This window comes from Streptosporangium brasiliense, from assembly GCF_030811595.1.
In the GTDB taxonomy this organism is placed as follows: Bacteria; Actinomycetota; Actinomycetes; order Streptosporangiales; family Streptosporangiaceae; genus Streptosporangium; species Streptosporangium brasiliense.
In genome coordinates, this window is sequence record NZ_JAUSRB010000002.1 from 3,060,961 (window position 1) to 3,085,327 (window position 24,367).

General features: G+C 72.0%; 19 protein-coding genes. 9 read left to right on the forward strand and 10 right to left on the reverse strand.

Going from position 1 to position 24,367, the window contains the following annotated elements; genetic code table 11:
• Positions 1-19 precede the first annotated feature (19 nt).
• The 6 genes from J2S55_RS22820 to J2S55_RS22845 form a co-directional block, all read right to left on the reverse strand.
• A complete protein-coding gene (locus J2S55_RS22820) occupies positions 20-958 on the reverse strand; it encodes an enediyne biosynthesis protein UnbU (RefSeq protein ID WP_306864545.1) in 939 nt (312 codons plus the stop codon).
• A 2-nt stretch (positions 959-960) separates the two neighbouring features.
• Positions 961-3,126: a CRTAC1 family protein gene (locus tag J2S55_RS22825; protein WP_306864548.1), complete on the reverse strand. Its 2,166-nt coding sequence runs from the start codon at positions 3,124-3,126 to the stop codon at positions 961-963.
• A gap of 17 nt (positions 3,127-3,143) precedes the next feature.
• On the reverse strand, positions 3,144-4,631 hold the full coding sequence (locus J2S55_RS22830) for a DUF1702 family protein (RefSeq protein WP_306864551.1): 1,488 nt from the start codon (positions 4,629-4,631) through the stop codon (positions 3,144-3,146).
• Between the two features lie 309 nt (positions 4,632-4,940).
• On the reverse strand, positions 4,941-5,993 hold the full coding sequence (locus tag J2S55_RS22835) for a prenyltransferase (protein WP_306864554.1): 1,053 nt from the start codon (positions 5,991-5,993) through the stop codon (positions 4,941-4,943).
• A gap of 79 nt (positions 5,994-6,072) precedes the next feature.
• The gene (locus J2S55_RS22840; RefSeq protein WP_370879693.1) at positions 6,073-6,786 is read right to left on the reverse strand and encodes a class I SAM-dependent methyltransferase; all 714 of its coding nucleotides are present in this window, start codon (positions 6,784-6,786) and stop codon (positions 6,073-6,075) included.
• 46 nt (positions 6,787-6,832) lie between these two features.
• Positions 6,833-8,113 (reverse strand): glycosyltransferase family 4 protein, encoded by a 1,281-nt coding sequence (locus tag J2S55_RS22845; RefSeq protein ID WP_370879793.1) that lies wholly within the window; start codon positions 8,111-8,113, stop codon positions 6,833-6,835.
• A gap of 241 nt (positions 8,114-8,354) precedes the next feature.
• Between J2S55_RS22845 and J2S55_RS22850 the strand changes: the two genes are divergently transcribed.
• From J2S55_RS22850 to J2S55_RS22875, 6 genes are all read left to right on the forward strand, one after another.
• Positions 8,355-9,383 (forward strand): GDP-mannose 4,6-dehydratase, encoded by a 1,029-nt coding sequence (locus J2S55_RS22850; RefSeq protein WP_306864559.1) that lies wholly within the window; start codon positions 8,355-8,357, stop codon positions 9,381-9,383.
• A 252-nt stretch (positions 9,384-9,635) separates the two neighbouring features.
• Positions 9,636-9,986, forward strand: a complete 351-nt coding sequence (locus J2S55_RS22855) for a hypothetical protein (RefSeq protein ID WP_306864562.1) — start codon at positions 9,636-9,638, stop codon at positions 9,984-9,986.
• 166 nt (positions 9,987-10,152) lie between these two features.
• Positions 10,153-11,367, forward strand: coding sequence for a macrolide family glycosyltransferase (locus J2S55_RS22860; protein ID WP_306864563.1), 1,215 nt, complete (start codon positions 10,153-10,155; stop codon positions 11,365-11,367).
• Positions 11,368-11,522: 155 nt separating this feature from the next.
• The gene (locus J2S55_RS22865) at positions 11,523-12,314 is read left to right on the forward strand and encodes an SDR family NAD(P)-dependent oxidoreductase (protein ID WP_306864566.1); all 792 of its coding nucleotides are present in this window, start codon (positions 11,523-11,525) and stop codon (positions 12,312-12,314) included.
• A 336-nt stretch (positions 12,315-12,650) separates the two neighbouring features.
• Positions 12,651-13,649, forward strand: coding sequence for an RNA polymerase subunit sigma-70 (locus J2S55_RS22870; RefSeq protein WP_306864569.1), 999 nt, complete (start codon positions 12,651-12,653; stop codon positions 13,647-13,649).
• A 224-nt stretch (positions 13,650-13,873) separates the two neighbouring features.
• Positions 13,874-14,854, forward strand: a complete 981-nt coding sequence (locus J2S55_RS22875; protein ID WP_306864572.1) for a polyprenyl synthetase family protein — start codon at positions 13,874-13,876, stop codon at positions 14,852-14,854.
• 169 nt (positions 14,855-15,023) lie between these two features.
• Here the strand turns inward: J2S55_RS22875 and J2S55_RS22880 are convergent, their stop codons facing one another.
• The 4 genes from J2S55_RS22880 to J2S55_RS22895 form a co-directional block, all read right to left on the reverse strand.
• On the reverse strand, positions 15,024-15,665 hold the full coding sequence (locus J2S55_RS22880; protein ID WP_306864574.1) for a class I SAM-dependent methyltransferase: 642 nt from the start codon (positions 15,663-15,665) through the stop codon (positions 15,024-15,026).
• 56 nt (positions 15,666-15,721) lie between these two features.
• On the reverse strand, positions 15,722-16,378 hold the full coding sequence (locus tag J2S55_RS22885; RefSeq protein WP_306864575.1) for a TetR/AcrR family transcriptional regulator: 657 nt from the start codon (positions 16,376-16,378) through the stop codon (positions 15,722-15,724).
• An 86-nt stretch (positions 16,379-16,464) separates the two neighbouring features.
• On the reverse strand, positions 16,465-17,670 hold the full coding sequence (locus J2S55_RS22890; RefSeq protein ID WP_306864578.1) for a cytochrome P450: 1,206 nt from the start codon (positions 17,668-17,670) through the stop codon (positions 16,465-16,467).
• 320 nt (positions 17,671-17,990) lie between these two features.
• Positions 17,991-20,912, reverse strand: coding sequence for a glycosyl hydrolase family 95 catalytic domain-containing protein (locus J2S55_RS22895; RefSeq protein WP_306864581.1), 2,922 nt, complete (start codon positions 20,910-20,912; stop codon positions 17,991-17,993).
• A gap of 468 nt (positions 20,913-21,380) precedes the next feature.
• Between J2S55_RS22895 and J2S55_RS22900 the strand changes: the two genes are divergently transcribed.
• The 3 genes from J2S55_RS22900 to J2S55_RS22910 are packed head-to-tail and all read left to right on the forward strand — an operon-like array spanning position 21,381 to position 24,257.
• Entirely contained in the window at positions 21,381-22,226 is an 846-nt protein-coding gene (locus tag J2S55_RS22900; protein WP_306864584.1) for a fumarylacetoacetate hydrolase family protein, read from the forward strand.
• Positions 22,223-23,518, forward strand: coding sequence for an L-fuconate dehydratase (locus J2S55_RS22905; protein WP_306864587.1), 1,296 nt, complete (start codon positions 22,223-22,225; stop codon positions 23,516-23,518). The genes J2S55_RS22900 and J2S55_RS22905 overlap by 4 nt, the downstream gene beginning before the upstream one ends.
• Positions 23,511-24,257: an SDR family NAD(P)-dependent oxidoreductase gene (locus tag J2S55_RS22910; RefSeq protein WP_306864590.1), complete on the forward strand. Its 747-nt coding sequence runs from the start codon at positions 23,511-23,513 to the stop codon at positions 24,255-24,257. The genes J2S55_RS22905 and J2S55_RS22910 overlap by 8 nt, the downstream gene beginning before the upstream one ends.
• Positions 24,258-24,367 lie beyond the last annotated feature (110 nt).

The window sequence follows — 24,367 nt, forward strand, 5'->3', positions numbered from 1 at the left end:
TCTCCGGTGTTCACATGGATCATGGCTGGACGCCCGCCGGGACCTCGGGCAGGTCCCGCGCGCCGGCGGGGACGGGGACGGTGAGCGGGCGGACGCGGGCGAGCAGGGCCAGGCCCGCCCCCCGGCCGGCGCAGACGATCAAAAGGGCGGACAGCAGCCCGAACACGACGTGGAGCTGGACCAGCAGGCCGTAGACCGCCGCCGCGGCCAGGCCGAACCAGACCTGGTTACGGGGCCTCGCCGGAGTCGTGTCCAGGTCGGTGACCAGGTAGGTGGTGTAGAGGACGAACGCCGCACCGGTCATCGGCAGCAGGGCGCCGAGCGGCGGGAGGCCGGCCGCCGCGCCCCGGACGAGCCCCTGCAGGGCGGACCCGACCGCCCAGCCCAGGGCCAGCGGCAGCCTCCCGGCCAGCCCGGCGTTCGCCGCGCCCAGCGCCAGCAGGGCCAGCGGCACGAGCGCGTCGAACGGCCCCGACACCCATTCGGTGAACTGGTACGGCGGCGCGGCGCCGACCCACGGCATCAGCAGCAGCACGGCGGCGGCGCCGGAGCACGGCGGGTTCAGGTAGTGCCTGCCGGGCGTGCCCGCCGCCGTGCCGGGCACCCTGACCCGCAGGACGTAGGTGCTGCCGACGCCGATGAGGACGGCCAGCGCGACCGGCGCCGGGTGCGCGCTGCCGGACAGCAGCATCGCGCACGTCAGCCCGGTGATGTAGGAGGGCAGCAGGAAGCCGGCCACCCGGCCGGGCCCCGCCCCGCGGTACCGCGCCCGGCGCCGCCACGCCCACGCCTCCACGGTCTCCAGCGCGAACTCGGCGGTCACCCCGGTGACCGCGCCCACGATCGGCGCCAGATAGGCCTGCTCGAAGCCGAGCACGGTGTGCCCCAGCACCGTCACCAGGGTGATGGACCCGGCGAAATACCGGAGCGCCCTGTCGCGTTCCCGGGCGGTGGTCATGATCAGTCCATCTCCCGGGCGCGGCCGTCGGCCAGCAGGAGCCGGTGCCAGCCGGGCCGTACGGACACCGACGCGGCGTGGAGGACGCCGCAGGCGTCGCGCCAGGACAGCTCGACCGGGTACGGGCCGTCCGGCGCGCCGTCGCCCAGGCCGAACAGCAGCTCCGGCGCGGAGACGCCGTTGTGCCCGTTGGCCGGGTAGAGCTGCCGGCTCAGCGTCCTCCCGCCGGGCAGGCGCACCGTGGCGGTGGCTCCGACGGCCGGACGCGTCCGGACCCGGCCGGGCGCGGCGGAGCGGGACCGGACGGCGCCTGACGCGGCCGGGCCGACGAGCGCGGGGAGCGTCAGCCGCGGCCGCTCCAGCGGCGGGCCGGTCGGGAGAGGGCTGATGAGCGCCGAGAGCGCCGCGACGGGGTGGGGTGAGAGGGGGCCGGTGAGCCCGGGGGCGGAGCGGGACGGGAGGGGGCTGATGAGCGCGGAGAGCGCCGTTGCCGGGCCGGTTGAGGTGAGAGGCGCCGGGAGGGGGCGGGCCTGGGCCGGGAAGGGATGGGCCTGGGCGGGGGCCGTGGCGCAGGGACCGGCGGGAAGACGTGGGCGCAGGCCCACGAACGGCGCGGTGGCGCCGTCGTTGCGGTAGAGCGCCGAGGCGGCCCACTGGTTGGCGACCGCGAAGTCCAGCCGCCCGTCGTCGTCGACGTCACCGACGGCGAAGGACCGGCTGACCGTGTCCCCGCCGACCCCGGCCCGCCGGGCCACGTCCACGTAGCGGCCGTCGGCGCCCCGGGCGAAGAAGCTGTTGGTGTCGCGGCCCGACAGGTCGTCCCCGGCCCCGAGGCGCGGCCACAGCGCCGGCTCCCGCAGGAACAGGTCGTTGGACATCGCCGCCTCCTGCAGCTGCGCCCACCGGCTGACCTCCCCCCGGACCGCCCCGGTCGCGTGCATGATCTCGTCGGTGCCGTCGTTGTCGAAGTCGGCGGCCTTGACGTCCCAGGACCAGCCGGTACGGCCCAGCCCCAGCTCCTCGCCGCGGTCGTCGTAGGGCGCGTGGCCCCCGTGGAGCCCGCCCGGCCGGGAGACGAAGGCGAAGTTGCTCTCGTGCAGCGCGTAGTCCTCGGTGAGGTTGCTGACCAGGATGTCCGGTGTGCCGTCGGCGTTGAGATCGGTGAAGCCGACCCCCATGCCCTTGAAGGAGTCCTGGCCGACCACGCGGGACTTGGGCGTGGCCAGGTGCCGGGTGCCGCGCGCCTCCCGGAAGCTGATCCTGCCGGGCGCGGACTCGTTGACCAGCAGCTCGTCCGGGCCGAAGTCGTTGGCCACGTACAGCTCGGGCAGCCCGTCGCCGTCCAGGTCCTGGGCGCCCAGCGCGAGCGTCCACCCCCTGCCCCCGGACTCGCCGAACACCCCTTCGGCCTCGGCGAACCGGGCGGGCCCCGTCGCCCGGTAGAGCCGGTCGGCACCCCCGTCCCCGGCGTCGGACAGCGAGCCGGGCAGCACGATGTCGCCGTGGTCGCCGGTGTCGTCCAGCACCCTGGCGCCGTCCGGGAAGTAGTTGCCGAAGACCAGGTCGAGGCGGCCGTCGCCGTCGAAGTCACCGGCCGTGGCGGCGCTGGTGTTCCAGACCTCCGGCCGCGGGGTCAGGTCCCGGTGGCGGAAGGCCGCCCCGGACGGCGGGACCCCGGGCACGCGCAGGAACAGCGAGGGGGAGCGGCCCCAGTAGTAGACGACCAGGTCCTGCCAGCCGTCCTGGTCGAGGTCGGCCGGCAGGCACCCCGTCGGCGCCTCGTACGGCATCCGCCCCGGCGCGGACAGCGTGAACGGCCGGTAGCGCCGGGGCGTCCCCGGCGCGGGGCTCACGGTCACCGTGTCATGACGCGGGTCGACCAGGCACACGTCGTCGGAGACGACCGCGTTGTCGACGTCGAACAGCGCGACCCCCGCGCCCGTCGAGGAGACCCAGGCCCGGAGGTTCCGGTAGCCCGGCGCGACCGGCCGGAGGCTCCGGTCGCCCGGCCGGTCGGCCGGGCCGAGGCGGCTGGCGGCGAAGGAGAAGCCCGCGGCGGCCTCCACCGTGGAGGCGCGCGGGGGGCCGGTCAGCAGCCAGCCGGCGGCGCAGGCCGTCAGGGCCAGCGCCCCCGCCGCGCACCTGCGGATCCCCGGCACCGCTTTCACGACTCCCCGAGCTGTGGTCATGAGTCGCGGTTGCGCCGCGCCCAGGTCTTCCTGATCCCCGCCCGCCAAGCCTGGTAGTGGTCGCCGCTGTGCGCGTTGTGCCCCAGGGCGATGAGCGCGGTGTCGGTCCAGCCGGCGGCCTCGTCGACGTCCGCCCCGCACAGCGCGGGCGCGGCGGCGGCCGTGTGCTCGGGCACGGTCCCGGAGATCAGCCTTGCGGCGCAGGCGGAGGCGCTGCCCTGGACGAGGTGGGCGCGGAAGCCGTCCTCGGCCGCCGCCGCGCCCAGCCGTTCCAGCTCGGCGGCGCCCGCCCCGCCGGTGTACGTGGCGGCCATGCCCACACCGCTCCACAGGTCGGCGCGGCGGCCCGGAGGGAATTCGGCGATGCGGAGGATGACGTCGTCCACGCCCGCGCACTCGTGGAACCAGAGCATCCGGCCCAGTCCCTGATCGAAGATCGCCCGGCGCGTCCGGTCCATCAGGCCGGCCGTACGCTGCCGCCCGACCGTCCGGTCGGTGGCGAAGAAGCCCTGGTGGAAACCGAAGCCGTCGAAGGCCAGCCAGCGCAGCAGCGGGTGGACCGAGCGGATGCCCCACATCGGCCGCATGCGCAGCCGGGCGTACGCCCAGCCGGTGCCCAGGTGGATCATGTGCGGATGGCGCATGCCGGGCCCGTTGAGCAGGCCCCTCAGCCGTCGGCCGCCGGTGCCCGTCAGCACGTCCAGGGTCGCGCAGGCCGCTCCCGCGCCCCCGTAGGCGTATCCGCGCAGCTCGTCGTGGATGTCGTCGATCCGCTCGACCTCACCGGCGATCACCGCGTTGTAGCCCGTCAGGAACGACCGGCCCGAGTTCTCCAGCCGCTCGCGGGCCGGTCCCAGCCGGAACCGGCGCGGCCCGGAGTCGGCCCGGGCGAGGTCCTGCCAGAGCAGGCTCGTCAGGCCACGTGGTCTGGTCAGCTCCAGCTCCGCCGGGTCCATGAGGGTGGGGGCGTCCGGAGCCGACGGGCCCGGAGCGGCCGGGGAGGCCGGGAGCGGAGTGCCCGGGGAAGGGGTGGCCCGGGCAGAGGCGACCGGAGTCGAGGTGGCCGGAGTCGAGGTGGCCGGGGACGCAGGGAGTGGGGTGCCCGGGGAAGGGGCGGCCGAGGCTGATGCTGCCGGGGCGACCGGGAGTGGGACGACCGGGAGCGGGGCGGTCGGCGTGTCCAGGGATGGGACGGCCGGGGCGGTCGGCGTGTCCAGGGATGGGACGGCGGGGGCGGCCGGAGACGTGGAGGCCGGGGAGGCGGGAGACGCGGAGGCCGGGGAGGCCGGCTCCGGCACGTCGCCGGACGGCGCCTCCGGATCGGGGGCCGCGCCGGAGGGATCGGAGGCCGCGCCGGAGAACCACCCCTCCTCGGGGGCCTCCCCGGTGCCGGGGACCTGGGCCACGTCGGGGGCCTTCGCCGCGGAGACCTCCTCGGCTCCGTCACTCTGAGCTGTTGTCCGGGTGCCCTCCGCATTGCTCACAGGCCCGAACGTAGTAAGCCGCATTCGGCCCTTCAAGCACCGCGTTTCGGGTTCCGGGCAAAGAAAGCGTTAGATCCCGGGTGGTCCCGTCAGGCCCGCGGGCCCGTCGACGGGATCACGGACACGGGTCACCGGCTCCGGGTCCGCGCGGGGAAACAGACCCGGGCCCGTGAGCGGCACGGGCTCGCTCCGGAGTGTCACGTCCGTGCGGGGCGCGGACTCAGGTCCCGTAGGTGCCACAGGGCCAAGTCCTGAGCGGCACGGGCTCGGTCCGGAATGTCATGGCCCGCGCCCGTGCGGGGCACGGGCTCAGGTCCGCGAGGGGGCGTGGCTGCAGCCGCAGGCCGCCGTGGGGCGGTCGGTCACGTGACTGCCCGCGTCCCGGAAGATGCCCGCGGCGGGGGTGTGCCCGGTCAGCGCGTCGGAGGCCAGCACCACGGCGGCCGCGGTGTAGGCGGAGCGCTCGTGCGGGAAGTGCTTGCCGTTCACGAACTGCCAGCCGGTCCAGTAGGAGCCGTCCTCGTGCCGGAGGTGCTGCATGTCGGCGAAGAGCTTCAGCGCCCGGTCCCGCTCGCCCAGGGCGTCCAGGGCGAGCACCAGCTCGCATGACTCGGCGCCGGTCACCCACGGCTGGTCGGAGACGCAGCGGATGCCGAGGCCCGGCTCCACGAACGTGTCCCACTCCTCGGCCAGCCGTGCCTGGGCGGCCGGGCCGCGGAGCGCGCCGCCGAGGATCGGGTAGTACCAGTCCATCGAGAAGCGGCTCTTGTCGGCGAACGCCTCAGGATGGGCGGCGAGCACGTGGCCGAGCTGGTCGGCCGCGAGCTCCCAGTCGGGCTGCGGATCGCCCAGCCGCTCACCCAGCAGCACGCCGCTGCGGAGCCCCTGGTAAACGGAGGAGCAGCCGGTCAGCAGGGCGTAGCGGGCAGGCGTGCCGTCGGCCGCCCGCTCCCAGACGATCTCACCCCGGGTGGTCTGCAGTTCGACCACGAAGTCCAGCGCCGCCCGGACGACCGGCCACATCTCGCGGGCGAATCCGTCGTCCCCGGTGACCAGCAGCTCATGCCAGACGCCGACCGCGACATATGCGGCGTGGTTGGACTCCCCGCCCTGCTCGACCGCCCTGCCGCCGACCAGCTTCATCGGCCAGGAGCCGTCGGCCCGCTGCGTGCGGACCAGCCAGTCGTAACCCTTGCGGGCCGGTCCGGAGAGCCCCGCCACGCTCATCGCCATCAGGCATTCGACGTGGTTCCAGGCGTCCACGTGTCCCTCGGGCCACGGGATGCCGCCGTCGGCCTCCTGCACGTCCGCGATGCTCTGAGCGGTCTGGACGACCTGCTCCCACTCCAACCGGTCGCTCACCGCTCCCCATTCGCTCCGCGGTCCGCCCCGTCCCTCCGCGGCCCACTGCGCCCGCCGCGTCGGATCCGCTCCCAGTAGATCATGCGGGTTTCCGCACGTAGAGCACCACGCTCTTGCCGATGAGCGGGTTGAGCAGCGCCTCGGCGATCCTGGTCGCGGCCGGGCGCTTCATGATGTCCCAGACCAGGATCTCGTGGTAGGCCTTGGCCAGCGGGTGGTCGTCGTTGTTGACGCCGACCGCGCACTTGATCCACCAGTACGGCGCGTGCAGGCCGTGGGCGTGGTGGTGCGGGCCGATCTCCATGCCGATCGACTTCAGCTTGGCGCTCAGCTCGGCCAGCGTGTAGATGCGGACGTGCCCGCCGGGGGCGGTGTGGTAGGCCTCGTCCAGCGCCCAGCAGATCCGCTCCGGCAGGAAGCTCGGCACGGTGATGGCCGCCCGGCCGCCCGGCTTGAGCACCCGGAAGATCTCCCGCATCGCGGCCATGTCGTCGGGGATGTGCTCCAGCACCTCGGCCGCGATCACCCGGTCGAAGCTGGCGTCCTCGAACGGCATCTTGAGCGCGTCGCCGGTCACGGTCTCGGCCGTCGCGCCCGCGGGCACCTCGCCGGCCTTGTCCATCGCGGCGAACATGCTCGCCACGCCCTCCAGCTCCTCGGCGTCCATGTCGAAGGCCACGACGTCGGCGCCCCGGCGCAGCACCTCGAACGCATGCCGTCCGCCGCCGCAGCCCAGGTCCAGAACTCGGGTTCCGGGCCCCACGGGCAACCGGCCGAAGTCGACAGTCAGCACTCGCCGCTCCTCTTGAGCCTTTTGAGATGTTCGGTTTGAGATCCGGTCACTTCGCCCGGCGGGCCTGGATGGCCTCGTGGTAGGCCTCCACGGTCCGCTGGGCGACGACGTTCCAGGTGTAGCGCTCCATGACCCGCTCGTAGCCCTTCCTGCCCACCGCGGCCCGCTCCTCCGGGGAGTCGTGCAGCCGGCGCAGGACGGCGGCCAGCTCCTCGGGGTCGCCGGGGGCCACCTGGACGGCCGCGTCGCCGACCACCTCGGGCAGCGCGCCGGTACGGCTGGCGACCAGCGGGGTGCCGCAGGCCATGTGCTCGACGGCCGGCAGCGAGAAGCCCTCGTAGAGCGAGGGCACGACCGAGATCTCGGAGGTGGCGATCAGCTCGCCCAGCTCGGTGTCGGAGATGCCGTGCACGAACCGGACCCGGTCGTGCAGGGAGAGCTCGGCGACCAGCTTCTCGGTCGGGCCGCCGGGGGTGGGCTTGCTGACCACGGTCAGGTTGACGTCGCGCTCGGTGGCGAGCTTCGCCACCGCGCGCAGCAGCGTCGCCACGCCCTTCATCGGGGAGTCGGCGCTGGCCACCGCGACGATCGAGCCGGGCCGCTTGGGCATCTCGGGGCGCGGGTGGAAGTAGCGGGTGTCCACGCCGAGCGGGATGAGCCGCATGTTGGCCTGGGGCACGTTGAAGTCGCGGTGGATGTCGGCGAGGGAGGACTCGCTGACGGTCAGGATCGGGTTCAGCCGGGGAGCGACCTTGGCCTGCATCCGCACGAAGCCGTACCACCGTCTGAGCGAGAGCTTCTTGCGCAGCGGCGCGGCCTTCAGCTCGATCCGGCGGTCCACGCTGATCGGGTGGTGGATGGTGCCGACCACGGGGAACAGCTTCTGGATGCCGAGCAGGCCGTAGCCGAGCGTCTGGTTGTCCTGCACGACGTCGAAGTCGCCGACGCGCTTGCTCAGCTCGCGGCGCGCCCGGAGAGTGAAGGTCAGCGGCTCGGGGAACCCGGCGGTCCACATGGTCGCGACCTCTAGACAGTCGATCCAGTCGCGGTACTCACCCAGCTTGGGGGTGCGGAAGGGGTCCTCGTCGCGGTAGAGGTCCAGGCTGGGGACCTTGTTGAGGATGACGCCCTCGTCGAGCTCCGGGTACGGCTGGCCGGAGAAGACCTCGACGTGGTGCCCGAGGGCGACCAGTTCCCGGCTGAGGTGACGCAGGTAGACGCCCTGGCCGCCGCAGGTCGGCTTGCTGCGGTAGGACAGCAGCGCGACCCGCAGTGAGTCCGCACCTGGCACGGCAACCCCTTCCTCACCCTGTCCGGAAGGGGACAGGTACCGTGAAAGATGACCTTCGTAGTCGGACCCTACCATTCGGGAGCTCTCTTGGACCGGAGGTGTAATTGTTCCCAGAACAATTCGCACAGGGCCCGAACTGCGGAGTTAGGCTGACCGAGTATGATTCGGTGAAACGCGTTCTAGTCGTGGTGTGACCGACATGGTGCCCATCTATGGGCATGGCGGTACATTCGCCAATCAGCGGTACGAGGTCCGCTCGACGAACAAGGAGGACGCGTTGGCCAGGCGCGCACTGATCACCGGTATCACCGGGCAGGACGGTTCCTATCTGGCCGAGTGCCTGCTGAATCAGGGATACGAGGTGTGGGGTCTGGCCCGCGGGCAGGCCAACCCGCGCGTCTCCCGGGTGCGCAAGCTCCTGCAGGACGTCCAGCTCGTCCGCGGCGACCTGCTCGACCAGGGCTCGTTGATCTCCGCCGTGGAGAAGGTCCAGCCGGACGAGGTCTACAACCTGGGGGCCATCTCGTTCGTCCCGATGTCGTGGGAGCAGGCCGAGCTCACCGCCGAGGTGACGGGCATGGGCGTGCTGCGCATGCTGGAGGCCATCCGGGTCTGCTCGGGCATCTCGTCCTCGCGGACGGCCGCCGGATCGGGGCAGATCCGCTTCTACCAGGCGTCCTCGTCGGAGATGTTCGGGCAGGTCCGCGAGACCCCGCAGACCGAGATCACCCCCTTCCACCCCCGCTCGCCGTACGGCGTGGCCAAGGCGTACGGCCACTTCCTGACCCAGAACTACCGCGAGTCGTACGGCATGTACGCGGTGTCGGGGATCCTGTTCAACCACGAGTCCCCGCGCCGGGGCGCGGAGTTCGTCACCCGCAAGGTGAGCCTCGGCGTGGCCAGGATCAAGCTCGGCATCGCCTCCGAGCTGCGCCTGGGCAACATGGAGGCGCGCCGCGACTGGGGCTACGCGGGCGACTACGTCCGCGCGATGCACCTGATGCTCCAGGCGGACGAGCCGGAGGACTACGTGATCGGCACCGGCCGTACCCACAGCGTCCGCGAGCTGGTGGAGGCCGCCTTCGCCGCGGCCGGCCTCGACTGGGAGCGGTACGTGGTCGGTGACCGGTCCCTGCACCGCCCCGCCGAGGTGGACCTGCTCTGCGCCGACCCGAAGAAGGCCCGCGTCCAGCTCGGCTGGGAGCCGTCGGTCTCCTTCGAGGAGCTCGTCGCGATGATGGTCGAGTCCGACGTCAAGCTCCTGTCCGACGGCGGCGACCCAGACCAGGACTCCTCCTGGCCCTGAGTCCCGGTCCGGCCCCGGCCTCCGGCTGACTCCGGGCCTGCCGTCCGGCTCCGGGCTCCGGCCTGACTCCGGGCCTGCTGTCCGGCCCCGGGCTCCGGCTGACTCCGGCCTTGCCGTCCTCGGGTGCCCCCTTCCGGTCGACCCGCCCACCCTCTCCCCGTTTCACTACCTTCCGTGACGGAAATGTAGCTGTGCGTAACGGGTGGGGGACGGTGCTCCGTGCGCCTCCCCCGAGTGAGAGGTAGGACAGCGATGACCGAACAGCTGACACAGATCCCCATCTCCGTCGATGGCTCCGAGGAGGACGGCGCGCTCGCCACCGGCACGTACCACCTGTACTGGTACGGCAAGGGCCTCAAGAAGACCCGCGAGGAGGCGCGCGTTTTCGCCGCGGCCCAGGGGGAGGGCCGCCAGTTGGCCGACATCCCCTCCGACGTGTGGCGTACCAGCGCCGCCAAATACCTCGACGGCCCGACGTGGATCTATTCCTGGAGGGGTGACCACTACGGCGACGACAACGTCGTGCTCCACCCCAGCGGGGCGATCGGCACCGTGGAGGACGGCAGCCAGCGGCTCCCCTTCCTGATCAGCTACGTGAAGTAACGGCCGTCCCGCCCGGCGGCGCCGTGATCGCGCGTCTCCGGGCGGGGGTGGCCCGCGAGGTCACCGGGGCCGCACAGCCGGCACGGCGGGCTGTGCGGCCCTATGTGTTAATCTCTAACGAGACGATACGTTTCGTCACGTATGACGACGCAACCAGAGGAGTGACATGACGCGCCGCGCGCACATCGCCATGGTCAGCATCCCCGCCCCGGGTCATGTGAACCCCGGCATCGAGGTGATCAGGGAGCTGGTGGCGCGGGGGCACCGGGTGACCTACGCCAACGACCCGTCCTTCGCCGAGGTGATCGAGGCGGCCGGGGCCGAGCTCGTGCCGTACGGCTCGACCCTGCCGATGGGCGACACCGCGACCTGGCCCGAGGACACGATCGCCCAGCTCGACGTCTTCCTCGACGACGCGATCTCCATGCTGCCGCAGCTCCGTGACGCCTACGGCGACGACCGGCCCGACCTGTTCCTCTACGACATCGGCGGCTACTCGGCGCGGATCCTCGCCGAGAACTGGGGCATCCCGGCGATGCAGCTCTCGCCGACCTACGTGGCCTGGGAAGGCTACAAGGAGGACACGGCGCCGATGATCGAGGAGCTGAAGAAGGCCCCCGGCGGAGCCGAGCACTACCGGCGGTTCGACCGGTGGCTGGCCGACAACGGCATCACCGGCACCGACTCCCAGGCGTTCGTCGGCTCTCCGGAGCGGGCGCTCGCGCTCATCCCACGGGTCATGCAGCCCAACGCCGACCGGGTCGACCCAGCGCGGATCACCTTCACCGGGCCGTGCTTCGGTGAGCGCTCCCACCAGGAGGCGTGGAAGCGGCCGGACGGCGCCGGAAAGGTGCTGCTGGTCTCCCTCGGCTCGGCCTTCACCGACCTGCCCGATTTCTACCGCTCCTGCCTGGCCGCCTTCGGCGACCTGCCCGGCTGGCACGTCGTGCTCCAGATCGGCAGGTTCGTCGACCCGGCCGAGCTCGGCGAGATCCCCGCCAACGTGGAGGTGCACCGCTGGGTGTCCCAACTGTCGATCCTGGAGCAGGCCGACGCGTTCGTCACCCACGCGGGCATGGGCGGCACCCAGGAGGGCCTGTACTGCGGCGTCCCGATGATCGCCGTCCCGCAGGCCACCGACCAGTTCGACAACGCGGACAAGATCGTCGAGCTCGGTGTCGGCCGGCGGATCGACACCGCGCAGGCGACGCCCGAGGCGCTGCGCGCCGCCCTGCTGGAGCTCACCTCCGACCCGGAGGTCGCGCTGCGGTTGGAGAAGATCCGCGCCGAGGTCCGGGCCGAGGGCGGCACCACCCGCGCGGCCGACCTCATCGAGGAACTGCTGGAGACCACCGCGCCGTCGCGGACCTCCGACGGGTGAGGACGGGGTGAAGCGGTGCCCGGACCCGAGGGTGTCCGGACCGATCGTGGGGTCAGATCGGGCCGGGGCGGGCCTGGCCGGGGTGGGCCGGGGCGGGCCGGAAAAATCTTCGGCGGCACCGATGAGTCCGAGCGGCGGGCGTCGTTACAGCTCACATGACACTGCTACTCCAGGACAAGAACGTGATCATCTATGGGGCCGGCGGGGGGATCGGCGGCGGCGTCGCCCGGACCTTCGCCCGGGAGGGGGCCCGGGTCTTCCTCACCGGGCGGACCCTGAAGACACTAGAGGCGGTCGCCGAGGACATCGCGGCCGACGGCGGGTCCGCCGAGGTGGCCGAGCTCGACGCCCTCGACGGGCGGGCCGTCGAGGAGCACGTCCGGGCCGTGACCGCCCAGGCGGGTGGTGTCGACGTGTCCTTCAACCTCATCTCACGCGGGGACGTGCAGGGGATCCCGCTGGTCGACATGACCGTCGCGGACCTGACCTGCCCCGTCACGACGGGTCTGACGTCGACCTTCCTCACCGCACAGGCGGCCGCGCGCCAGATGATCAAGCAGGGGTCGGGCGTCATCCTCTCGTTGACCAGCGGGTCCTCCAAGGCCACCACCCCGATGATGGGCGGTACCGGACCGGCTGACGCGGCGGTCGAGACGTTCCTCCGCTATCTGGCGGCCGAGGTCGGGCCGCACGGGGTCCGCGTCGTCGGCCTGCACACGGCCGGGGTCGTGGAGACCATGTCGCGGGAGAAGGTCGTCGAGGTCAACGACGGGATGGCCGACTTCGACCCGGCGGCGTTCGAGCAGATGCTCGCCGGGATGACCATGCTCCGCCGGGCGCCTCGGCTGGCCCAGGTCGCCGACGTGGCGGCGTTCCTGGCCTCGGATCGGGCCAGTGCCGTGACCAGCACGATCACCAACGTGACCTGCGGTCTGGTCGCCGGCTAGCCGGTCCAGGACGGTGCGGCGGCCGCCGGGGTCCGGGGAGCCGGGTGAGGCGGTCGCCGGGGCCTGGCGAGCCGGTCCGGGGCGGTTAAGGCGGGGCCGGGGTCCGGGGAGCCGGGTGAGGCGGCTGCCGGGGCCTGGCGAGCCGGTCCGGGGTCGTCTCACCGTCTCCCGGGGGCCCGGGGAGCCGGTCCGCTCGCCCGAGGGGGCGAGGGGCGATGCCCGCGGGGATTTTGCCCAGCCGATGCCCCGCCGATGCCCTGACCGATGAGTTCCCGGCCACCGCACGTTGTACGGTCCATGAACCGTCACCACGCTCCCGGACGAGAGAGCCGTTCCGTGCCCGACATCGACACCACCCCCGGCGCCACCGAGCAGGACACGGCCGTCGCGGCCGCGACGGCGGGCGACGGATCGGCCTTCGCGGCCCTGGTGAAGCGCCACCGGCGGGAGCTGCACGTGCACTGCTACCGGATGCTCGGCTCGTTCGAGGAGGCCGAGGACCTGGTGCAGGAGACCTTCCTGCGGGCCTGGCGCAAGCGTGCGAGTTTCGAGGGCGGCCCCCTGTTCCGGGCCTGGCTGTACCGCATCGCGACCAACGCCTGCCTCGACGCGATCCGGCGCAGCTCGCGTCAGCTGTCGTCGCTGACGTCCTTCGCGGAGATCCCCTGGCTCCAGCCCTACCCGGACCGGCTGCTGGACGAGATCGCGCCGAGGGACAGCGAGCCGGACTCCGTCGTCGTCGCCAAGGAGACGATCGAGCTCGCCTACCTCGCGACCATCCAGCTCCTCCCGCCCCGCCAGCGGGCGGTGCTGATCCTGCGCGATGTGCTCGGCCGGTCGGCCGGTGAGACCGCGGAGATCCTCGACACCACGGTGGCCGCGGTCAACAGCGCGCTGCAGCGCGCCCGCGCCACGATCCAGGAGCGGCTGCCGGCCCGCCGGGACGAGTGGTCCGCCCCGGATCCGAGCGAGGCGGAGCGGGCGCTGCTGAGGAGTTTCATCGAGGCCCACGAGCGGGCCGACGCCGCCGCCGCGATCGCGCTGTTACGCGACGACGTGCGGATCACGATGCCCCCCGCGCCGATGTGCTTCGAGGGGTTGGAGGTGATCGCCCCCGCCCTCCAGGCGGCGCTGACCGACCCCGGCGAGTGGCGGCTGCTGCCCACCCGCGCCAACCGCCAGCCGGCCGCCGCCAGCTACCTCCGGGCGCCGGGCGACTCCGAGTTCCGGGCCTTCAAGATCGACGTGATCCGCGTCGAGGACGGCCTCGTCGCGGAGATCACCACTTTCGGCGCCGCTCTCTTCCCGGCGTTCGGCCTCCCGCCGACGCTCTGACGCGCCACCCCCGCCCCCGCCGCCCCGCGCAGGCACGGGCCACCCCGTCTCGCGCAGCCACGGGCCACCCCGCGCAGCCACACCACGGGCCCGCCCCGCGTCGCATCATGGCGGGCTGCGCGTCGCATGGCGGGCTGAGAGGGATCTCAGCGACGCTCAGCGTCGCCTCAGCGGTGATCGGGCAGCGTGGAGGGCGTAATCAGGTGACCTGAGGAGGAATCGCCGTGCTCACCCATGTCACGCGTCCCGAGGAGATCCTCGGCAGCCCGGCCGTCTCGGCCGGGCTGCTGCGGGTGGAGCGCCGTATCCACAGACTGAGCACCTCCTCCCGGCTGCCTCTCATCAACAGCGCGGCCGGGCGCATCACCGGCGCCGGCGGGAAGCGGCTGCGGCCCGCGCTGACGCTGGCGACCGCGCTCGCGCTGGGCGGGTCCGTCAGCGACCGGGTGGTCACCGCGGCGGCGTGTGTGGAGCTCATCCACGCCGGCTCGCTGGTCCACGACGACCTCATGGACAAGGCCGTCGAGCGCAGGGGAGTGCGGACCCTGAACGCCGAGCTCGGCGACGCCAGGGCGCTGGTGGTCGGGGACTTCATGCTGGCCAGGGCCGGGCTCGCCGCGCTCGCCCTGGTCTCCAAGCCGGTCGCCGCGACGCTCGCCGCCGTGGTCGTCGAGCTCGCCGAGGGGCAGTTCCAGGAGGCCGCCGAGCTGTTCGACCCCGGCCGCACCCCGGAGGACGCGCTGCGGTCGATCACCGGGAAGACCGCGTCCCTGTTCCGGGCGAGCTGCCTGGTCGCGCACCCGGACGGGCGGAGCATGGCCGAGTACGGTGAACGGTTCGGCGTGCTCTTCCAGGTCCTCGACGACCTGCTGGACCTGGCCTCCACCGCCGACCGGCTCGGCAAGCCGGTCGGCAACGATCTCCGGCAGGGCGTCTACACCCTCCCGCTGCTGCTGGCGCTGCGCGACGACTGCGGGGACCTGCGCTCCTTCCTCGGCAGGCGGCTGCGCGAGGACGAGATCACGATCCTGCTCGCCCGCCTGCGGCGCAGCCACATGGTCGAGGGCACCCTGGCCTACTGCCGCGATCTCGCCGCCGAGGCGCTGGCCTCGCTCCCGGCCGTCGCCGACCCGCGGATCGCCGCCGCCCTGCACGACCTGCCGACGGCCTACATCAACTGGGCCGAGTCGCTGGTCGCCGGCTGAACCTCCGGGGTGGGCGGTACGGTGGCGCGGGCCGTACCGCCGCGCGGGCCGTACGGCGGCGCGGGCTGGACCCCAGGGCGGGGCTCTGTATGGCAGGGCGGGCGGACCCCAGGGCGGGCCGTACGGCGGGGCGGGCGGTCTCCCGCCGGTCCGCGTGCCGGCGCTGCCGTCAACGGCGCCCCGGCCCGTCCCCCGCGGCCGGGGGCGGGCCCTCCGAGGCCGTGAAGACCAGCGCGGGCGGGACGTTGTGCCAGACCGGGCCCATGGTGCCGACGGTGGTGAAAGTGCTCTCCAGCAGCCCGCGGAACAGCCGGAAGCGCCGGAAGGGCATCGCGGTCAGGGTGGTGACGGTGCTGAACATCCCGCCCAGGGCGAGCGCGGCCGACACCTCGTCCAGGATGCGCTTCTGCTGCCGCTCGTCGAACAGGGTCCAGGGCAGGGAGGAGACGACCGCGTCGACCTGTGTCACCCCGGCCCGCCCCAGAAACCTGCCCAGGTCGCCCGCGTCGCCGGCGATCACTTCCAGCCAGGGGCGGCTGCGCCGTAGGTGGCGGACCATGTCGTGGTTGAGCTCGATGGCGAGCTGCCGCCCGTCCGGCGGCAGGCGGTCGCGGATCGCGTCGCTGATCACGCCGCCGCCGGCGCCGAGCTCGACGACCACGGCTCCGCGGGTGCCCGGGACGACCGAGGTGGCCAGCCGGGCGACGGCCTTCGAGCTGGGCGCGATCGCGCCCAGCTGGTGGGGATTACGCATGATCGCACCGAGGAAGGTGCGGGTGTCGCCGTCGCCGGGACGGGTTCCAGGCAGCACCAGCAGCTTATTCCCCCACCACTAGGGGGTTATGTCAGATTTACGAACTTTAGTGATCAATGACTGTTTTCTGGCACGCTGTCATGAGGCTTCTCCGCCCGGGTAGCGTGTTCGAAGAGGTCGGCCAGCTCGCGTGCGTGCGCGTCGAGGTCGTGCTCGGGGTGGGTGACCCAGTAGGCGAACATGTTGTCGATCGAGCCGGCGTGGGCCACGGCCATCACCCGCAGGTCGAAGGCGCGGAACTCCCCGCTCCGCTGGCCGAGGCGGTAGATCTCCTCCAGTGCCTGGAAGAGCGGCTCGCTGGCGGCGATGCCGAAGCGCGGCGAGCCGTCGGGCTGGCGCAGGTTGTAGAAGATCTCGCCGAGCGCCTTGATCTGGGTCCTGTTACCGCGCATGTGTTCGGCGACGGTCAGGATATGCGTGCGCAGCAGGCCCGTCGCGGTCTGCTCCTGCTCCATCCGGGCTGTGACGAACGCGAGGATGCCGTCGTAGACGTGGTTGACGACCTCCTCCATCAGCTCGTCCTTGCCGGCGAAGTGGTAGGAGATCACACCCTTGCTGATGCCGGCGTGCTTGGCGATCAGGGCCAGTGACGCCTTCGCGAACCCCGCGTCGGCGATGACCTCGACGGCGGAGGTGATGATCTGGGCGCGCCTGGCCTGCTCGATGAACGACCGCCGCTTCTGGCCGTCTGGCTCATTTTCTGGCCGCATGGCCATAATTTAGCACGATCGGCCAGAAGGGGGGCGTGAGGCCCGCCGGAACCGGCCGCGGGCCGACCGGGGCGGTCGGCCGCGCGTCAGGCGAGGGTGACCGGCAGATCCTTGATGCCGTTGATGAAGTTGGAGCGGAGCCGGCGGGCCGGGCCGGCCTGGGCCAGCTTGGGCAGCCGCTCGGCCAGCACCTCGAAGAGCACCCGGAGCTCCAGCTTGGCGAGGTGGTTGCCGAGGCAGAAGTGGGCCCCGCCGCCGCCGAAGCCGATGTGCGGGTTGGGGTCACGGCCGATGTCGAAGGTTCCGGGGTCGGCGAACACGTCCTCGTCCCGGTTGGCGGAGCTGTAGAAGACCACGATCTTGTCGTCCTCCTTGACCTCCTGCCCGCCGATCGTCGTGTCGGCGGTGGCCGTACGGCGGAAGAGGTTCACCGGGGAGACCCAGCGGACGATCTCGTCGGCCGCGGTCCGGGCGAGGGCGGGCTCGGCGACCAGCCGCCGCCACTGGTCGGGATGCTCGAAGAAGGCGAGCATGCCCCCGGAGGCCGCGTTGCGGGTGGTCTCGTTGCCCGCGACGACCAGCAGGAGCACGAACAGGTCGAACTCCTCCTCGGTGAGGGTCTCGTCGGCCGCGTCGGGCATGATCAGTTTGGTGGCGATGTCCTCCCGGGGCTGCTCGCGCCGCTCGGCGGCCAGGGCGTTGGCGTAGGCGTAGACCTCCATGGCCGCGTTCTGGCCCTCGGTGGGGTCGGCCGCGTAGTCCGGGTCCTCGGCCCCGATCATCTGGTTGGACCAGTTGAAGATCTTGTCCCGGTCCTCGACGGGGGCGCCGAGCAGCTCGCAGATCACATACAGCGGCAGCGGGGCGGCGATGTCCCTGACGAAGTCGGTCGACCCGCGCCCCTTGGCCTCGTCCACCAGCCCGTGGCAGATGTCGCGGATGTGCTGCTCCAGGGCGCCCATCATGCGCGGGGTGAAACCCCGGTTGACCAGGGAGCGTCGCCGGGTGTGCTCCGGTGGGTCCTGGTTGAGCATCATCATCCGCTGGAGCGCGCGCTGGTCCTCGGGCATCTCGTTGAACAGCGCGAGCTTCCGGCTGGAGGAGAACAGGTCGGAGTGGCGGGAGACGTGCACCACGTCGGCGTGTCTGGTGACCGCCCAGAAGCCGGGCCAGCCCCGTTCGGGGTCGCCTCCGTGCCGGTAGACCGGCGCGTTGGCCCGCAGCCAGGCGAGCTGGCCGTGCGGCGCGCCGCTCCGCTGGTAGAAGTCCTGGTCGACAAGGTCGATTTCCATCTGCTCTCCCATGAGAACCATACGAGCATCTCCTCGATGCCCTTGACGAGACCGGAGCGCGGCCGTCGCGCCTCACCGGCGGGCCGGACACCCGCCACCCGCCTCCCGGGGGCTCGCTCCGCCGTCAGGTATTTGATCAAGCGCTTGGTTACTTCTCTTTCTGAAACGTGTTCTATTACGGGTGGCCGGGACAGTCAAGGGCCGGGGCCCGCGCGAGGCCCCGGCTCCCGGCCGTCCCGGCCGGTTGGCCGGTTGGGTGGGTCAGGTCGGCCGGTTGGGTGGGTCAAGGTCAGCAGGCCGGGCCGTCGGCCGGGCCGGGGTCAGAAGGCCAGGTCCTGCCAGGTGCCGACCTCGGCCGGGGGCAGGGCTCTGGGCAGGATGGCCATGCGGTCGACGGCTCCGGTCAGGCGCTGGCCGCCACCTTGGTCGGCGGCGAAGCGCAGGGGGCGGGAGGCGCAGCCGTTGACGCCGCTCGCGGTGGTGGTGCCGCCGCCGATCCGGGCGCCGTCCACGTAGACGGAGATCGCGCCGGTCCGGTCGGCGGTGACCACGAGGTCGACGTAGCGGCCGGTCGGAACGGTGGCGTCGGTGGTCACATTGCGCCCGGCGCCGATGAAGCGCAGCTTGCCGGCCGGGGTGATGTCGACGATGACGCCGTCGGTGCCGGGGTCGCCGGAGGGCTGGGAGTCGAAGAGCCGGCGGTAGCCGGTCCCGCCGATCTTGACCTCGGCGGCGAAGGTGGCCTCGCGCAGGAAGCCGAGTGTCGTGTTCGCGGTGGTGAGGTAGGTGGAGCCGTTCAGGACCAGCCCGCTGCCGGTGGGCGCCGAGCTCTCGTAGGTCGCGGTGCCGGTGACCGTCGCGTCGCGGCCGTTGCCCGAGTCGTCGGCGACCGCCGTACCCGACGACGGGTCCCAGGCGACGACCGGCCGGTCGGCGGGGGCCGGCGCGCAGGGCGGGACGGCGCCTTCATCGGTGATCGTGTAGGTCTTGCCCGCCTGGGCGTTCCAGGTGAGCGTCTCGCCGTCGCGGCCCGGGGTGACCGTCGCGCCGGTCTCGTCCTGGACCCGGTAGCGGCCCGCGACCAGGGCCGCGCGGACCTTGAGGGTCCCGCTCCTCCCGGGACGCAGGGTGATCTTCTCACCGGTGCCGTTGCGCCAGGAGACGTCCACGGTCACGTCGCCCCGGGCGCGCAGGCCGGTGACCGAGCCGGTCGGCCAGGCCGACGGCAGCGCGGGCAGCACGTGGACCGTGCCGTGCTGGCTCTGCAGCAGCATCTCGGCCATGCCGGAGGTGGCGCCGAAGTTGCCGTCGATCTGGAACGGGGGGTGGGTGTCCCAGAGGTTGTCCAGCGTGGAGGACTTGAGCTGCTCGCTGAGCATCTTGTGGGAGTGGTCGCCGTCCAGCAGCCGGGCCCAGAAGTTGACCTTCCACGCCTTGCTCCAGCCGGTGCCGCCGTCGCCGCGCGCGGTGAGCGAGACCTTGGCGGCCGCGGCCTCCGGCGTGCCCGCCACGATCTGCCGCCCGGGGTGCAGGGCGAACAGGTGCGAGACGTGCCGGTGGGTGTTGGCGCGGTCGTCCCAGTCGGTCTTCCACTCCTGCAACTGGCCCCAGGAGCCCACCCGGATGCCCCGGTCGAGCTTGGCCAGCGCGGCCGTCACCTCGGCCTGGAAGGCGGAGTCGACGTTCAGCTTCTTCGCCGCCTCCAGGCTGTTGGTCAGCACGTCGAAGACGATCTGCTGGGACATCGAGGCGCCCGCGGAGAAGTCGCCCTGCTCGGGGGAGTAGCTCGGGGAGACCACGAGCTTGCCGTCCCGCGGGTCGAGGTGCAGGTTGTCCAGCCAGAACTCGGCCGCGCCCTTCATCACCGGGTAGGCGGTGTCCCGCAGGTAGGCGGTGTCGCCGTTGAAGCGGTAGTGATCGTACATCTGCTGGGTCACCCAGGCCGCCGCCTCGGGGAACCAGAAGGCGGTGGCCCAGTCGTGCACGCCGGTGAACCCGAACGGGTTGGTCTCGTTGTGCACCACCCAGCCGCGCGAGCCGAACATCTCCTGCGCGGTCTTCCGGCCGGGGGCCACCATGGCCTTGATGTAGCGGTCGTAGGCGACGGTCGTCTCGGTGAGGTTGGTCTGCTCGGCGAGCCAGTAGTTCATCTGCAGGTTGATGTTGACGTGGTAGTCGGCCGACCAGGGCGGGCTGGTCGAGTTGTTCCACACCCCCTGCAGGTTGGCCGGCAGCGCCTCGTCGCGCGAGGAGGAGATGAGCAGGTAGCGCCCGTAGGCGAAGAACATCGCCTCCAGGGCGCGGTCGTCGGCCGAGGTGCCGCCGGTGTAGGCCGCGCGGAGCCGGTCGGTGGGGATCGCCGGGACCCGCCGGCCGAGGTCCAGCTTCACCCGGTCGAACAGCTTGCGGTAGTCGTGCTGGTGGGCCGTCTTGAGCTGGTCGAAGCTCTTGGCGGCGGCCGTGTCGACGGCGGCGGTCACCGCGGCGTGCGGGTCCGGGCCCCGGTAGGAGGGATGGACGCCGGCGTAGTCGGTACCGGCCGACAGCACGAACATCGCGCTGTCGGCGCCGGTGACGGTGACCCGGTCGGTCCCGTCGGTACGGCTGCCGCCCTGGGTGATGACCTGGATCTGCGACTCGAACCGCATGCCGTTGTCGGCGAGCGCGCCCCGGACGGTCAGGCGGCCGCCCGCGACCGAGACCTGCCTGTCCGAGCGGGGGGAGGAGGTCCGGAGCGTGAAGGAGACCTTGCCCGCCTGGCTGGCGGAGATCCGCCCGACGATGACGCCGCCGGGGTGGCTGGCGAAGTACTCCCGGGAGTAGGTGACGCCGTCGGCGGTGTAGCCGACCCGGGCGATCGCCTCGCGCAGGCTCAGCTCCCGCCGGTAGCCGGTGGGGGCGGCCGGGGCGTCCGGCACGTCCAGCCAGAGGTCGCCGAAGGTCTGGTAGGCCCCGAACCCGCTCTTGGGCTGGCCGAGCTTGGCCGCCACCGCCGAGGGGGACATCTTCCCGTCCCGGTCGATCTGCGCCTGGACCTCGGCGATGGCGTTCGGCCGGGGGGTGGTCCAGTTGCCGGAGTTGTATCCGCTGGAGCCGGGGCCGCCGGTCCACAGCGTCTTCTCGTTGAACTGGATCTGCTCGCTCGCGACCCCGCCGAACACCATGGCGCCCAGCGCGCCGTTGCCGATCGGCAGCGCCTGGGTCTCCCAGTCGGTGGCGGGCTTGTCGTACCAGAGCGTCAAATCGTCGGGTGTCTGTACGGCTGCCGCACCCTTCTTCGGCTCCGCATGGGCCAGATTCTGCCCATAGAAGCTGGTGGCAAGGGTGATTGCGGCTAGCGCGGTGATGCTGAGTCGTCGTCTTGGGGGGTGGGACAACCGATTCCTCCGATCACAGGGCCGACCTGTCTCAAGGAGATAGCACCGAAACCTCGGAGTAACAAGGCTCGTCCTCCGATGTTTGAAGCCAGTGGATCAACGAAACCGCCCGCGCCATAGGAGTTCCTGTGGATGGGCCGCGCGGCCGCCCGCCCCGGTTAAATCCGATGACTGGTCGGGGTCGGTCGGGAAAGATCCCGTCATAAGGCCACCATCTGCGGTTTCTCCTCTATAACGGATCGGATGTATCCCTCGGTGAGGGGTTGACATCGGGCTTTGGCGTCCTCCAGCATCACGGAACAAGACATCCGATGTATGACTGAAGGGTGCGGTGTGAAGCTGCTGCGAGTTGGACCCGTCGGCCAGGAGCGACCGGCCGTCATGGACCAGGCCGGTAACCTCCGTGCAATCTCGGACCCCGAGATCGACGGTGCTTTCCTCGCTTCCGGGGGAGTGGCGCGCGTCCGCGAGGCGCTGGAGCGGGACGAGCTGCCCGTGCTGGAGGCCGAGGGGCTGCGGATCGGCGCACCGATCGCCAGGCCCGGGAAGGTCGTGTGCATCGGGCTCAACTACCGCGACCACGCGGAGGAGACGGGCGCCGCGATCCCCGCCGAGCCGATCGTCTTCATGAAGGCCCCCAACACGGTCGTCGGCCCCTACGACGAGGTCCTGATCCCCAGAGGCAGCGTGAAGACCGACTGGGAGGTCGAGCTGGCCGTCGTCATCGGCCGGACCGTCCGCTACGCGGAGACCGACGAGGAGGCCCTCGCGGCGGTCGCCGGCTACGCGATCTCCAACGACGTCTCCGAGCGCGAGTTCCAGCTCGAACGCGGCGGCCAGTGGGACAAGGGCAAGTCCTGCGAGACCTTCAACCCGCTCGGCCCCTGGCTGGTCACCGCCGACGAGATCGCCGACCCGCAGGCCCTGGGGCTGCGGCTGTGGGTGGACGGCGAGCCGTACCAGGACGGCGGCACCAAGAACATGATCTTCCAGGTCGCCGAGACCGTCCGCTACCTCAGCCGGTTCATGGTCCTGGAGCCCGGTGACGTCATCAACACCGGCACCCCGGCCGGCGTCGCGCTCGGCCTGCCGGGCACGCCGTACCTGCGCGCGGGCCAGGTCATGGAGTTGGAGATCGACGGTCTGGGCCGGCAGCGGCAGACGGTGGGCCAGGCATGAGCGCCTACCGCATCACCGCGCTGGAGACCTACGACATCCGCTTCCCCACCTCGCTGGAGCTCGACGGCTCCGACGCGATGAACCCGGACCCGGACTACTCGGCCGCCTACCTGGTGCTGAGGACCGACGACGGCGCCGAGGGCCACGGCTTCGCCTTCACCATCGGCCGGGGCAACGAGGTGCAGACCGCCGCCATCAAGGCGCTGGAGCCGTACGTGCTCGGCAAGGACGTCGAGGACCTGGGCAGGCTCTGGAAGGACATGGTCCACGACTCCCAGCTGCGCTGGCTCGGCCCGGAGAAGGGCGTCATGCACATGGCGATCTCCGCCGTGGTCAACGCGCTGTGGGACCTGAAGGCCCGGCGGGCGGGCAAGCCGCTGTGGCTGCTGCTGGCCGAGATGTCGCCCGAGGAGCTCGTCGAGCTGGTCGACTTCCGTTACCTCAGCGACGCGCTCACCCCGCAGGAGGCGCTCGACATCCTGCGCGCCGCCGAGCCGGGCCGCCAGGAGCGGATCGCCTACCTGAAGGAGCACGGCTACCCGGCCTACACCACCTCGCCCGGCTGGCTCGGCTACAGCGACGACAAGCTGCGCCGCCTGTGCAAGGAGGCGATGGCCGAGGGCTTCACCCAGATCAAGCTGAAGGTCGGCGCCGACCTGGAGGACGACCGGCGGCGGATGCGCATCGCGCGCGACACCTGCGGCGACGACTTCCCCATCGCCATCGACGCCAACCAGCGCTGGGACGTGGAGTCGGCCATCGCCTGGGTGAACGCCCTGGCGGAGTTCCGGCCGCACTGGGTGGAGGAGCCGACCAGCCCCGACGACGTGCTCGGCCACGCCGCCATCGCGCGGGGCATCGCGCCGATCCCGGTTGCCACCGGCGAGCACGTGCAGAACCGCATGATCTTCAAGCAGCTCCTGCAGGCCGACGCCATCTCCTACCTGCAGATCGACGCGGCCCGCGTCGCGGGCGTGAACGAGAACATCGCGATCCTGCTGCTCGCCGCCAGGTTCGGCGTCCCGGTCTGCCCGCACGCCGGCGGCGTGGGCCTGTGCGAGCTGGTCCAGCACCTGTCGATGTTCGACTACGTCGCGGTCAGCGGCTCGATGGAGAACCGGGTGATCGAATACGTCGACCACCTCCACGAGCACTTCGCCGACCCCGTGGTCATCAAGAACGGCGCCTACGTCGCGCCGAGCCGGCCCGGCTTCGGAGCCGCCATGCACCCCCGGTCGATCACCGACCACACCTACCCCGACGGCCCGGTCTGGAGGTCCCTCAATGGCTGAGTTCGACGGCCTGCGCGCCCTGGTCACCGGCGGCGGCTCCGGCATCGGCCTGGCCACCGCCACGCTGCTCGCCGCCCGCGGGGCCACGGTGGCCTGCCTGGACGTCAACCCGCCCGGCGAGCCGTTCATCCCGGCCACGGCGGACGTCACCGACGAGGCCGCGGTCCGTACGGCGGTCGCCGAGGCGGCCGGGCGGATGGGCGGACTCGACGTCCTGGTGAACAACGCCGGGATCGGCGCGGCCGGCACGATCGAGGACAATCCCTACGAGGAGTGGTCCAGAGTCCTGGACGTCAACGTCCTCGGCATCGTCAGGGTGACCCGGGCGGCCCTGCCGTACCTGCGGCGCTCGGCGAGCGCGGCGATCGTCAACACCTGTTCGATCGCCGCCTCGGCGGGACTGCCCCAGCGGGCGCTCTACAGCGCCTCCAAGGGCGCCATCCAGTCGCTCACTCTGGCGATGGCCGCCGACCACGTCCGCGAGGGCATCCGCGTCAACTGCGTCAACCCGGGCACCGCCGACACGCCCTGGGTCCAGCGCCTGCTCGACGCGGCGCCCGACCCGGCGGCCGAGCGGGCGGCCCTGGAGGGACGCCAGCCGATGGGCCGCCTGGTGAGCGCGGAGGAGGTCGCGGCCGCGATCGTCTACCTCGCGAGCCCGCTCGCGGCCTCGACCACCGGCACGGTCCTGGCGGTCGACGGGGGCATGCAGGGGCTCAGGCTCCGGCCGGCGACCTGAGGTGACGTGCCGCCGGGCGGCCTCCCCGCCGGGCGGCCAGATGATCGGACAGACGGCCGGATGAGACATCGGCCCAGCAATATTTCACCCCCCACATGGTTTCGAATCGA

Excerpts from the sequence above, each read along its gene's own strand:
- J2S55_RS22820 (WP_306864545.1), bottom strand. The coding sequence starts at position 958 with ATGACCACCGCCCGGGAACGCGACAGGGCGCTCCGGTATTTCGCCGGG.
- J2S55_RS22855 (WP_306864562.1), top strand. The coding sequence starts at position 9,636 with ATGACCGAACAGCTGACACAGATCCCCATCTCCGTCGATGGCTCCGAG.
- J2S55_RS22860 (WP_306864563.1), top strand. The coding sequence starts at position 10,153 with ATGACGCGCCGCGCGCACATCGCCATGGTCAGCATCCCCGCCCCGGGT.
- J2S55_RS22865 (WP_306864566.1), top strand. The coding sequence starts at position 11,523 with ATGACACTGCTACTCCAGGACAAGAACGTGATCATCTATGGGGCCGGC.
- J2S55_RS22885 (WP_306864575.1), bottom strand. The coding sequence starts at position 16,378 with ATGCGGCCAGAAAATGAGCCAGACGGCCAGAAGCGGCGGTCGTTCATC.
- J2S55_RS22890 (WP_306864578.1), bottom strand. The coding sequence starts at position 17,670 with ATGGAAATCGACCTTGTCGACCAGGACTTCTACCAGCGGAGCGGCGCG.
- J2S55_RS22905 (WP_306864587.1), top strand. The coding sequence starts at position 22,223 with ATGAGCGCCTACCGCATCACCGCGCTGGAGACCTACGACATCCGCTTC.
- J2S55_RS22910 (WP_306864590.1), top strand. The coding sequence starts at position 23,511 with ATGGCTGAGTTCGACGGCCTGCGCGCCCTGGTCACCGGCGGCGGCTCC.